The organism is Scytonema hofmannii PCC 7110, from assembly GCF_000346485.2.
GTDB classification, from domain to species: domain Bacteria; phylum Cyanobacteriota; class Cyanobacteriia; order Cyanobacteriales; family Nostocaceae; genus Scytonema; species Scytonema hofmannii.
This window is the reverse complement of record NZ_KQ976354.1, coordinates 11,398,982-11,411,133: the sequence shown is the minus strand read 5'-3', so window position 1 is coordinate 11,411,133 and position 12,152 is coordinate 11,398,982. Positions and strand designations below refer to the sequence as shown.

The window sequence follows — 12,152 nt, the reverse complement described above, 5'->3', positions numbered from 1 at the left end:
TGCTTTACTCCAAACTTGAAGACTGAAATGGTATGTAAGCGATGATTCCACCTGTACTCATTAAAGCTAATATCGCTGGAAAAAGCGGGAGCCAACCACCCTGTAACAAGAAAACCCAGCAGACCCCATACACAAAAGTGGTAGATATGCTGAGTACCAGCACTAGGCGCAATCGTCTGACTACAGGACGGGGACTACGCACACGCACTTGCCAAACAACGACTCCACCGGTTAGCGACCAAAACCAAACCCAAAGTGCATCATCCCATAAAGGTAACCACCAAATTAAAGGGCGTCTATTCTCTACTGCACTGAGAATCTGACTTACCATGTGTGCGTGAACTTCCAAACCTCGCATTTTGCCATAAGGGGTGTTGTGCTCGTCTTGAACACTTGCGGCGGTGACACCAATCAGAACGACTCGATTTTTTACCCACTCAGGTTTTAACTTTCCAGTTAAGATGTCCTTAATTGTGACTGTATGTTGAGCAATCCGATCCGTAGCACGGTAATTTATTAAGATTTGATTTCCTCGTGCATCTAGGTTTTGATACCCTCCACTACGCGATTCTAAATTTTTCAAGATGACTTGATCGAACTGCCAGTTTTTCTCTGGGGTAATTGTTGCTGATATTGGCTCTGCTTGTGCTTCCAGGTATTGGTTAGCTAATTCTAAGCTCAAGGAATAGCCCGTGTTGCAGGAAGATATTTCATTGGGAGTACGGGATAGGAGATGGCGACGAACGGTATTATCTGCATCTTTTTCTAAATCATTAAAACCTATCTTTTCATCTGGGCTGTCGGGCGGAGGTGCAACAGCCTGTTCTTTACGAGTGCCAAACGAGCATACAGTAAACAGACGTGGTTTTTGACGCAACTGAGCAACGAGTAACTCATGACCGGGCGGTACAGGTTGGTCGCGAAAAATATCAAGACCGATTGCTATAGCTCCATGCTGTTCCAGTTTTGCGATCGCCTGCGCGAGGACAGTATCAGGAAGTGGGTACTTATATTGTTGAATATCTGCTTCATCAGCTCCGACTATCAGGAGGCGAGCATCTGGTAATTCAGGAGGGCGCTGGCGAAGAATCTGGTCATAACTCTCTAACTCTAGAGTTTGTAATACTCCCAGCGATCGCATTCCGAAAACTAAGCTAGTCACAAACAAACTTGTCAGGAAAACTGTTTGCCAACGACTCCAGAAAAAACTTTTTGGACAATTTTTTACAGGAACAGGTAACTTTAACTGCGTCAGAGACACCGTTGTTGAATTTTGACAAATAATTGGCAACCAGCTAGCACAAGGAAATTCATCCTCCAGACCTTGCAATCTTTGTCGTGCTTCCCGAACCGATATATAAAAAGACTTACCACAGGCAAAGGCTTGGAGAAAATACTTCAAAAATGTTTGTGCTACGCGATCTGGTACTGGCTCCCGCATCACAATCATTTGTGGGATGTGAATTTTTTTTAACTCACGTGCTAATCCCAAGCCATCACAGGAGTTAAAAATAGCTAACAGCAACCCACTGCTAACTGCTTTTTTTAAAGCATACCTAAGTTCATCAAGACTAAAGCGATCGGTTTGATTGAGACATATTTGACCCGTTGCACCCTCTGTCCAACTATGACCTGCAAAAAACAAAATATCCCAGCGTCGTTCCCAAAGCTGGTCGTTTAACTCTTGGCGTTGTGGTTCCACCAGAAATGTGATTTCTGCACCAGGAAAATTTAACAATTGTTGCCTATCTTCCTCAACCTGAATACCTTCGCTATTACCCAAAATCGCTAAGATTCTCAATTGATGCTCGCGGTCAAAGTGGTCAAAGTTTTCTTGCTTTGGAGGTGGTTTTGAATTTAGATTACTGAATCCAATTTCCACTTGATTGTAGCGTTCCAATAAATCCCATTGGTGCCAAGGTAACTGCCAGATTTGGTCATTTTCAGCACGAATCATCACTCGTACTTGTTCGGATGTGCTTGCTGTTTCTAGTAAATTATCCCGAATTGGGAAAAACGACTCAACTTTCAGCCAGGTATTAAGTTGATTGCGTAACTCCAAGGCTTTAAGACGACACTCCTCTCTCCTTTTTTTTAGAGAACCATCAATTTTGGCTCTTTTCGGTTTAATAACACGGGTTACTTTCCCCAAACTGCGATAAGTTGACTGCCAGCTAGTATACTGTTCTACAAGTTCAGTTGCGGGAGGCAAATTACCCATTATCTCCACTTCAGGGCGCTCACCTTCTAACCCTATTTCTAGAGTTGCCCGAAAACCCTGTAAAAAATTACCATCTAACTTGAGGACAATTAACTTCGTCATAACGAGAGTGAAGCAATGCACCATTTTTGTTTGAAGCCCCTCTCCTCGTAGGAGAGGGGTTTGGGGTGAGGTCGTGTTGACTTCATCAAACTCACGTTAAGTATTAACTCAGTCCGAGCAAGCCCTAATTATGTATTTAGTTACAAAAATTAATTTTATAAAGAAAACGGCTGAAAACTCCGAAGAATTATTTACCCTTTACAGTCATTTCATCCAGTAAATTTCCTGCCTTATCTAAGTATTCCATTACCCACAGCATATAAGTAATATCCACATGAATAGCACTGGCATTTTTAGTAAACTCCCAATTGCTGATAATAGTTTCATAGATACCGTCAAAAGCTAAACCCACCAGTTCCCCTTTACTATTGAGAGTAGGAGAACCAGAGTTACCACCAGTAATATCGAGGTCACTGAGAAAATTAACAGCAACTGAATCTAAAGCCCGATTATAGTAACGACCATAATTTTTTTTCTCAATAAATTCCAATTGTTCCTTTGGTGCATCGAAAGGCTCAGCGCCAGTATATTTTTCAGTAATACCACGCAAAGTAGTAAAAGGCTCATAGAAGCTACCATCTCCTGGTGAATAACCCCGGATGCGACCAAAAGTAACTCGCAGTGTTTTATTAGCATCAGCATACACAGGCTTCTTCAGTTGGCGATAGTAGGCAATTAATGCTTCCATGTATACTGGTCGCAACTGTTGCAGAGAACCTTCTATTTCCTGATTTTCCTTCTCCAAAACCATGTCTGCATCGAACATAGCAACTGCTAACTGAATAAAAGGGTCGTTACTGGCTGCAAAGGTTTTTGGGTCAGCATTCATCCATTTTAACCTGGTTGCCTCGTCAGTTAAAGAAGTCCCCTGATACATAGCATCCAGTTGAATTTTGACTTTCTGTCCTTCAAATTTGTTTCCCAAACCAAAAATTTTATCAAAGGTGGGAATACGCTGATTGCTGGGAAGTTTAGTATATTCTTCAATGAATTTTAGCCAGACAGCTTTATCTACTTCTCTGTCAAAATTGCGTTCCAGTCGCCGCAATGACTCCTGAAATTGGGGAAAGTCTCGCTCCTGGTATCCTGGTTCCCTTTCTGTATCTGGCTTTTGTTTTTCTTTGCTTAAACGATACAATCGACGGGCAATACTGAACAAATCCGATGTACCTAAATATTCTAAAGGTAAATTTTGCTTCTCGTTGGCTTGCTGGCGGACAATTAGAGCTTTAAGATTTGTGAAATTAGCTTGATAACGGTTACGTAATTGGTCATTACTTTGAATCCATTGTTGCAAATTCAATTCCACCTGGCGCTTGCTTTCTATCAAATGACTGCGAGCAAAGCTATCCATCATCCCTTGAAAATTTTTCGCAGCATTATTCAAACCACCCACACGACCAGCATATTTAATTTTGGCATCTTGATTATTGGCAGTAGATTGATTAATAGTTTCAATCCAAGTGACATATATTTTGTGTTTGGTAGGATAAAACCACCCAAAAGCATGCTCTACTTCTTCTGCTAAACGATATCGATTAGTTAGACCTGGATAACCAAGTACCATGACAAAATCATTGGGATTGAGACCAGCACGGGAAAGTTTGAGATAATGCTGGGGATGATAGGGAACATTATCGGGGGAATAATCAGCTGGATGACCATTTTTATCTACATAAGCACGATAAAAAGCGAAATCTCCTGTGTGTCGGGGCCATCTCCAATTATCAATATCGCCGCCAAATCTACCAAGACCTTCTGGAGGAGCATAGACCAAACGCACATCACGAATCTCCAGTTGTTTAATTAGATAATATTCCAGACCTCCATGAAAATCATACACTTCACAACGGTGTCCTTTATCTAATTCACACTGGCGTACCAGTTGCTTTTTTTTGTTAGTAATCGCTTGATAGCTTTCGTAACCAGTTTGATAGTTAGCAACAGATTTCTTAACTGCATTAGTTACATTTTTAACAGCAACATTAATATATACTCTGCTACCAGGGCTTGCGGGTAATTCTGCACCTAATGTTTTCGCCAAAAAGCCTTTTTGAAGTAAATTATTTGATGCTTTAGAATTGTACTGTATTGAATTATAGGCACAGTGATGGTTGGTTAATACCAGTCCAGCAGGGGAAACAAATGATGCCGTACACCCACCTAAACTAATCACCGCAGCCATTGGGTGGGATGTCAGGTTTGTTAAGTCTTGAGGATTTAATTGCAAGCCTGATTTTTTTAATTGTGCTTCTAATTCTGGTAACTGTTGGGGTTGCCACATACCTTCAACAGCGTGAGCTTTATTTCCTAAACATAATAATAGTAATAAACAGTTAAAGATTACTTTTTTCATTTTTGTACCATGGTAGATATTGGCAAAAAGATACGCAGCTTTAGCAGAAGAATTGGATTAATTCTGGCATGAAGCTGCGATTAGGTACACTATTATTTGGAAACTCAGCTGAAAGATGATAAGGATAGGCATTTATGTGATGGGATGAAATCAATATTCTCCCAGTACTCTATGATTCTTTGATATCCATACGCTGAATCAAATCATCCTTGATGATGTAAATATGCTGAACCATTCGATCCTCCATCACATTTCCGTCTAAATCGCGTACCACTAGATGAACATCGACCGCTATTTGCCCTGTTTCATCTAGTTGAAATTTTTTGGGTTCGACATGAGGATTTATTATACTCCATTGGTGAGTCCAATAGTCGCGCACCGCTTCATGCCCATGAACGTGACCACCTTGCATGAGGTTTGCCCACTCTATATCAGGATGCATGACTGCCAGAGCTGCATCAATATTGCGGGTGTTAAAAGCAGCATACGCTTTTGCTAGTAAATCTTGGTGCATTTGTATCATAATTTATTATCACGTGTTGTAGTTTTCAGACAGTTTCATATAGTCTCTTTGCAATTCAATAAGATGTTGCACAAACATACATACGTCCATTCTGCAAAAGCTAAACTTGTGTTTGATAGTACCCTCTGGTGTACTTTTTACTACGCAGCACCAATTTTACCAACTTTTATGTAGGTTACTAAGCTAAACAATGTTTTTGCCAGAGATGAATTATGTTTCCTTTTGTTGCTCAACAATTTTTGCATTTACGCAATTGGGTGTGGTGTTAAGAAACCTCAAATGAACGCGGACGAACAACGAATTATTTCATAAGTCATAAAGCCGATATGATATCATAACTGACACTAATAAACTATTATCTTGCTTTGTAACGATTTAGATGAGTACATCGAGAATTTATAACCCGACAGGGTTAATATTGACAGTCGGGTAAGTTGTCGGTCACTGTCGGGGTTGAGTTAATCATTACAGTTTCTCGTCCTGATTGCTAGTCGTACCCCTCACATTAGAATACAATTAGTCCCCAAGCGATGGGCATCATTCTTTGACTGGCAAAATCTTTACACTTTGAGGATAACATCATGAGCCAATCACCGATAACAGTCACCTATTCATTAGAAGAAGTTTTAAAGCAGATTAATCAGAAGTTAGACAACCTACAGAAAGATGTGAACGATTTTAGGACTGAGACTAAGGTAGCCATTGAATCAGTTAAGGGTGATATTAAAAACATTGATACGAGACTGACTAATCTCGAAAAGACTGTTGATGAGATTAAAGTAGACACCAAGAAAAATACAACTGACCTAGCAGACTTAAAAGGGTGGCGTTCGCTCATTGCCCCATTTTTTGTAGCCGTAGTTGTTGCTGCCATAACTGGATTGATTAATTGGGCGATCAAGAAATAATCCGGGACGGGTAGGGAGTGTTCTTTACTCTGGTAATTAATGTCATCGCCTGAAATCCTCTCTTTTCCTTTATAATGTTTAAGTTAAACAATTTTATCCAAATAAGGAATATTTTCAGTTTCGTAATTTTCAATTAAGACACCGATGACTTCCATTAGAGACGCCAACGGATGACTCTCGTCTTCACCAACTTGATCGATGAGGCGATCGAGCATCTCAACTAGGCGTTCATATTCCTCCTCAGTGTGAGGAACAAAGACATTTTCGGCAATGGATGACCAAGCAGTGATGGTTTGAGCGAGGTTGAAACTTTGCATTACTCTTTCCAATCTCCTTTGTCGTATTCTGGATGTGTTAACACAGCACGGATGTAGATTTTTTGGCGGTTGTAGTGAATTGCGGCAATAAGTCGAACTGTATTGCCACCAATGTTAAAAACAGTCAATTTACCAACTTGATCTGCTGATGGAAATATTTCACGGAGTTCCACAAATGAGGCAAACTCACTTTGTTTCATCAACCGATACCACTGAGCCAAAGAGTTCGTTGTATCTGGATGGAGTTTGGCAAATTCATTCAGCCGTTTACGAGTAATCACGTGCATGTGAAAACCCCTAATGTCTTAATAATCTTGTCATCTATCTAACTCCTATTCATATCTCTAAGAGCGTATTTTAACATTGAGGCTAAAAACGGCTCTTCCGTACTTAGTGGGCTAAATTATTGTGAAATCAGCTTGTAATCTTTACTGGGCTTTCATTACAGTCATTATTGATATCAATTCAGCATTAAGGATAAAATGCGTGACTATAAGCGACTGTAAGCCTTGATTTTAAAGGAAAGTTATCGACTGTAATTGAAAATTAGGCCACTAAGTACGGAAGATCCGCCATCACTGCAAGTTGCTTGTGCAAAACCACAGTAGACAGAACAAAAATTCCTGACGGATACAGTGAATGTCGAAACAAAAATACTCTGTGTCCCGCTTGTCAAGTCTTTGGTGCAATGGGTTGGCAAGGATTGGTTCGCTTTCCCGATGCTGTCACGACGGAAAGAAAATCCAGTGTAGGATTCATACCTTCTTTGTACGCACCTCGCTCCAAACGTGCAGCTTACTACTTAAGAGGTAAAGTTGCCGGACGGAAGTTTTATTATCATACCATCAAAGCTGTTGATAAAGGCTCACAAAAAGGAATCGCAGTCCAGCAAGCGGGAAGCGAGTTTATTTTTACGACTCAGTTACACTTTATGAACTTAACCTTAGCTGAGTTGGGAACTTTATTGATTGTGTTAGGACAAGATAAAAATAATGCCATTGCCTTGAAAGTCGGAGGGGGTAAGCCTATTGGTATGGGGACAATGGTAGTAGAAAATATTCAAGAGTTGGAGTTGCTACAAAACCAGCAAGATTGGAAAAAACGCTATTGCACTTACGAACAAGAATTGGAAGCTTTGACGGGTAATAAATTGCAGGAGTTTCTCAACCAAGCAATAGCCGCAGCACACAAAATCCTGGTGCGATCGCAACAAATGCAACAAATTCGAGAAGTCTTGCAATTTCCAACCGATAGAGAACCACCAGAAGGAATGTATTAAATGCTAACAACAGAAACTCTCACAGAAGACCAATGGAAAACTGTTTATGCCATGGCTCAAATGTTATCAAACGAGCAGACAGACGTTAACGAAGTTGGCAAAATTATCGCCTATCTCCGGGCTTACGGTCATGTAGAGAATGCCGGAAAAAACTTTTTTCAATATCTTAGTATTTTAGTGAGAAATGGGAGAACCGTAGGGCATAGTGGCAAAACTCCTGAGTATTATCAAAGTATTGAGAAAGCCTGCAAGCAAGATTTACTCAAGTATCAAAATGATATCCCAGCTATGCTGTAAATATTGGGTTGGGTTAACCGAATGATGCGGTATTACAAATCGGGAGGGTCAACTGATTTTGTTGAAGTCGAGACATCTCAAGAATTTAAACAAGGTGATATTGTAGAAGCAGCGATCGCTAACAAAAAAAATGTAGAAGTGACATACAAGCTTCCTAATTCAATATCATTAACACAAAAAGAGCATAAAAAAGCCAATTTCCTGTCTGTAGTACGCAATAGCTTATGTAATTTAGCTGCTCCGTACTGATTTTTACAATCATTTGACGCTAAATATTAACTCTATATCTAATATGATCGCAAAACTCCAAGAAGTCAACTCAAAAAAATCTTATTATCTCTTGCTGAGCAAATATTGCTTTTCAACAGTCCCTAAATCTCGCTGCGTCGTTTTCATCGCTCTATTTACATTCCTTTACAATTCTCGTTCGGACTGTGTAAAGACTGTTTCAGCCTTTACATTGCTCTTTTCCTACTGAAAAGATGTTTACAAAAATACACAATTAGGTGGTTTGCTTCTATACACTCTCGCTTGGTGTTTTGCTGTTGCACCTGAGAGATAAATCTCCTTTCTCTTCTTTCTTCTTGTCCAACGGCGAAGGACATGCTCTCGTTGCAGTACGCGCCTGATCGCGATCGCGCCGAATTCCCTGCTACTTGAGATTAACCGAACCTGATATCACGCAACTGAATCAAAAACCTGTTGCGCGGTCAACTTTACAGCAGTTTTCACCTAAATGAACTACACCGTTGGTAGGGGCGCAAGGCCTTGCGCCCCTACGGCTGTGGTCTATTTACCTGAAAATGGCTGTAACGCTGAGTTCTGCGATCGCATGGCAGCGCCGCCGTACCCGGCTTATCGCGATCGGTGAAACTGAGGTGAGCTGAATATCAAAAAGGATGTGGATTGCCTAAATTTTTGGAAGCGCTTTGATATCTACACCATATTTCTGACCGATTTCATACAACTTTGCTAGTTGCTCTTTCAATGCTTCAGCTAATTTCTCATCTGGTGGTATAATAGTCTTCTTGCCTTTTGGCACTAAATACAAGACGTACAGCGAAATAAAATCAACTAAAGTTCCCAATCCAGGTAAAGCATGTTGATCGGCTTGTTTTCCTGCTAGCAGAAGAGCCAAACCACCTTCTATCGAGTTCCTTGTTACCTCTAAAAATTGACCGCTCAGTTCTTGGACAAAGTCCTGTGGAGAAAGGTTTTCTAACTTTTGTAGATTGGGAGTAAATTCATATCCTGCTGCTGTTGCTTGTTCTAAGACACACCATTGTGTAAATTCTTGCAACGCTTCATCACTTAGGTGTAAAAGATGTTTGTGTAATGTTGGTTCAGTCACAGGTTCACCAATGTAAATGTAAAGAAGAGAATCTCACGCACTTGTCGCAAAGTTGTCCTTAGCGCCTTTGCGACGAATGCATTTCTGTTATTTATGCTGTCCGAAAACGTGCGAGTTCTTGACCCGTTTTCGCATCGTGAGCATGAACGGTACAAACGAGACAAGAATCAAACGATCGCGCTACGTGTCCAACTTCAATAGGATCGCTAGAATCAACAATAGGCGTTCCAATTAAGGCTTCTTCAATAGGTCCGCGTACCCCTTGAGCATCTCTTGGTCCGACGTTCCAAGTTGTGGGAGCAATCACTTGGTAGTTTTTAATCTTGCCATTTTCTAATTCCACCCAATGGCATAGAGAACCCCGTGCTGCTTCTGTTGCACCCCAACCACGTCCATCTTTTTCCTTTGGTTTAATATACCAAGGGTCGTTTAACTGGAACTCACGCAAGCAATGTTCTGCTTGTCGGTACAACTTGACAATTTCATGCACTCGTGCTAATTGACGTAGGTGAGTACTTGCTCCACCCATTGCCTTGAATGCACTCAAGATAAACCCATCGTAATGCTGCCAAGATTCGCCATGTGTGCCACCTGCTACTAACTGACGTGCAAGTGCGCCTGCTTCCAAACGTCCATAGTCTTGATGGCGGACTGCAGTTGACCAAGAGTAGGCATTTTCAAAGTCTTTGTCGTTCTGCTCAATTGGTTGAGTCACGCGATCAAAAGGATGAATATCTTCTGTCCCTTCGTCGTACCAGGCGTGAGTGGTATTTTCGCGAGCAAAAATATGATCCATGAGAGTGTGAGTATCGCTAAAACTGTCATACACCCCACTCTTCATAATCATGGCAGCATTGCGGGTAGCAATTGTAGGCTTTTGGTACTTATCTTCATGGGGTAAATATCCCCAAGTGACATACTTACCTACACCTGCACCATATTTATCCAAACCAATATCTAAACCCATGCGCCAGTAAAAACCCAAGTCAGAATTGGCATGATTTGGGTTTTCTTCTAGCCAAACCATGAAGTCTTTATAGGTTTTGATTTCTTCATAACGTTCTAAAGAACAACCCAACCACACGGGTTCTAACCAATTGGTGCGGAAATATTCTAGAATTGACCAAGCACGGGTAATGTCCGTTAAAGTGGGAGCGCACATCACACCACCAGGCACCATGTAACTAGAATGAGGCCACTGTCCCCCCAGTAATGCATAAATTTCTACCGGCTTACCAGAAATTGTGATACCCAATTCGTAGGATTTACCAGTAAAGGCTGCAAAGCGTCTGCCAGCTTCTTCGTAAAAAGAACTTTGCTGATACTTTTTATGTGTGAGATCGATCGCAAACAAACCGTAAAAATAACGGGGAATGCTTTGAATGGTTTCAACGATTTGACCTAAATTTCTTGCCAAAATGGCATTGCGCGGAACTTCTGTTCCCCATGCTGTATCTAATGCCCAGGATGCACAAGTCAGGTGAGAACCACCGCAAATACCGCAAATACGAGGTGTTGCAATTAATCCAGCTTGCGGGTCTTTGCCTCTGAGAATAATTTCAAATCCGCGAAAAAGTTCGGCATGAGTCCAAGCGTTGACCACATACCCATCTTCTATATCAACGCGAACATCTAAATCACCCTCTACTCTCCCAACAGGCGAGATATCTAATGTTTGGATTGTCATTTGTCAAAAGTCCTTTGTCACTGGTCACTGGTCACTGGTCACTGGTTACTGGTCACTGGTCATTGGTCACTGGTCACTGGTCACTGGTCACTGATTCTAAACTGTAAAAATATCTTCTTCTGCCCAGGTAGGTACCATGTTCTTAGCAACAACGGTAAGAAAAGCATAGTCTTGCCTTTTCATACCAGGGGGTATGTCTTTAGGAACTCCCATTAAGGTTTGTGTCTTAAACACTGTTCCTGGTTCCAAGTCGTAGAAAGGGAATTCAGGTTCAGTACAACCCAAACACGGCATTCCCGCACGGGTTTTGGAGGAGACTCGGTTCCATAAAATACGGTTGCATGAAGAATGAGTCATGGGACCGCGACAACCTAAGTCGTAGAATAAGCACCCTTTGCGCTGACCAAACTCCGCAACGGATGCTTTGTAGGCAAAATGGACGTTACGGGTACAACCTGTTTGTGTAAAACTTTTGAAAAATGTTTGTGGGCGATTGAATTCATCAAGGGTTATGTCGTTCAAACGCCCTGTTGCGATCGCGACTAATATTTGACTAATCCAGTCAGGATGAGCGGGACATCCAGGGATATTAATGACTGAAAGACCCGCTTGAGATCGATATTCTGTTCCTAAAAAACCACCTTGTTGCCGTTTGAGAAATTGCAATCCCTGTGATTGGCTGGGGTTGGGTGCAGTAGCTGGTATTCCTCCCCATGTCGCGCAGTCTCCTACTGCTACGACAAATTTGGCAACTTTAGATAAATCAAGCAACCAATCTTTCATGGGGCGATCGGCAAACCGATTCCAGTTACCTGTGCCTTTGGGCGCATTAACCACAGTACCCTCAAAGACTAAGATATCCAGAGGGATTTTGCCAGAAATACAATCTCGCAAAAGGGCTTGTAAGTTATCACCTAGTTCCAGCCCTAAAGATGGATGCCAGAGGATTTTAATCCCAAAATCAGCGATTAAATCGCAGACGGTAGGTTCTTCCGCATTCAAAAATGATATGGTGTTGCCCGAACAAGCACCACCTTGCAACCAGAGTACATTAGTCATCTGTGATGTATTTTTATTGCCGACAATATATGGCTCAAATGATAGGTTCAGT

13 protein-coding genes are annotated in these 12,152 nt (G+C 41.4%); 5 read left to right on the top strand and 8 right to left on the bottom strand.

Translation table 11 applies throughout. From position 1 onward, the window contains the following. Positions 1 to 4 precede the first annotated feature (4 nt). From WA1_RS48035 to WA1_RS48025, 3 genes are all read right to left on the bottom strand, one after another. Positions 5 to 2,323 carry a CHASE2 domain-containing protein gene (locus WA1_RS48035; RefSeq protein WP_017747411.1) on the bottom strand — a complete coding sequence of 773 codons (2,319 nt, stop codon included), beginning with the start codon at positions 2,321 to 2,323 and terminating at the stop codon, positions 5 to 7. 187 nt (positions 2,324 to 2,510) lie between these two features. After that, complete coding sequence (locus WA1_RS48030) at positions 2,511 to 4,679, bottom strand: S46 family peptidase (RefSeq protein ID WP_017747412.1); 2,169 nt, start codon at positions 4,677 to 4,679, stop codon at positions 2,511 to 2,513. A 169-nt stretch (positions 4,680 to 4,848) separates the two neighbouring features. After that, positions 4,849 to 5,202 (bottom strand): nuclear transport factor 2 family protein, encoded by a 354-nt coding sequence (locus tag WA1_RS48025; protein WP_017747413.1) that lies wholly within the window; start codon positions 5,200 to 5,202, stop codon positions 4,849 to 4,851. 581 nt (positions 5,203 to 5,783) lie between these two features. Between WA1_RS48025 and WA1_RS48020 the strand changes: the two genes are divergently transcribed. Continuing rightward, a complete protein-coding gene (locus WA1_RS48020; RefSeq protein ID WP_017747414.1) occupies positions 5,784 to 6,110 on the top strand; it encodes a hypothetical protein in 327 nt (108 codons plus the stop codon). A gap of 83 nt (positions 6,111 to 6,193) precedes the next feature. Here WA1_RS48020 and WA1_RS48015 read toward each other — a convergent pair whose 3' ends face one another. Next, entirely contained in the window at positions 6,194 to 6,427 is a 234-nt protein-coding gene (locus tag WA1_RS48015; protein WP_017747415.1) for a hypothetical protein, read from the bottom strand. Then, positions 6,427 to 6,714: a type II toxin-antitoxin system HigB family toxin gene (locus WA1_RS48010; protein WP_017747416.1), complete on the bottom strand. Its 288-nt coding sequence runs from the start codon at positions 6,712 to 6,714 to the stop codon at positions 6,427 to 6,429. The genes WA1_RS48015 and WA1_RS48010 overlap by 1 nt, the downstream gene beginning before the upstream one ends. A 302-nt stretch (positions 6,715 to 7,016) precedes the next feature. Between WA1_RS48010 and WA1_RS48005 the strand changes: the two genes are divergently transcribed. The 4 genes from WA1_RS48005 (at position 7,017) to WA1_RS61100 (ending at position 8,874) form a co-directional block, all read left to right on the top strand. After that, positions 7,017 to 7,706 (top strand): hypothetical protein, encoded by a 690-nt coding sequence (locus WA1_RS48005; protein ID WP_017747417.1) that lies wholly within the window; start codon positions 7,017 to 7,019, stop codon positions 7,704 to 7,706. Beyond that, positions 7,707 to 8,003 (top strand): hypothetical protein, encoded by a 297-nt coding sequence (locus WA1_RS61105; protein ID WP_017747418.1) that lies wholly within the window; start codon positions 7,707 to 7,709, stop codon positions 8,001 to 8,003. A 21-nt stretch (positions 8,004 to 8,024) separates the two neighbouring features. After that, complete coding sequence (locus WA1_RS47995; RefSeq protein ID WP_066613319.1) at positions 8,025 to 8,252, top strand: hypothetical protein; 228 nt, start codon at positions 8,025 to 8,027, stop codon at positions 8,250 to 8,252. Positions 8,253 to 8,739: 487 nt separating this feature from the next. Continuing rightward, positions 8,740 to 8,874 carry a hypothetical protein gene (locus tag WA1_RS61100; RefSeq protein ID WP_272819381.1) on the top strand — a complete coding sequence of 45 codons (135 nt, stop codon included), beginning with the start codon at positions 8,740 to 8,742 and terminating at the stop codon, positions 8,872 to 8,874. Between the two features lie 39 nt (positions 8,875 to 8,913). On the opposite strand, the gene WA1_RS47990 is transcribed toward WA1_RS61100, so the two are convergent. From WA1_RS47990 to WA1_RS47980, 3 genes are all read right to left on the bottom strand, one after another. Beyond that, entirely contained in the window at positions 8,914 to 9,354 is a 441-nt protein-coding gene (locus tag WA1_RS47990) for a hypothetical protein (protein ID WP_017747420.1), read from the bottom strand. Positions 9,355 to 9,445: 91 nt separating this feature from the next. Beyond that, on the bottom strand, positions 9,446 to 11,041 hold the full coding sequence (locus WA1_RS47985) for a nickel-dependent hydrogenase large subunit (protein ID WP_017747421.1): 1,596 nt from the start codon (positions 11,039 to 11,041) through the stop codon (positions 9,446 to 9,448). Positions 11,042 to 11,137: 96 nt separating this feature from the next. After that, positions 11,138 to 12,100, bottom strand: coding sequence for a hydrogenase small subunit (locus WA1_RS47980; protein ID WP_017747422.1), 963 nt, complete (start codon positions 12,098 to 12,100; stop codon positions 11,138 to 11,140). Positions 12,101 to 12,152: the final 52 nt, after the last annotated feature.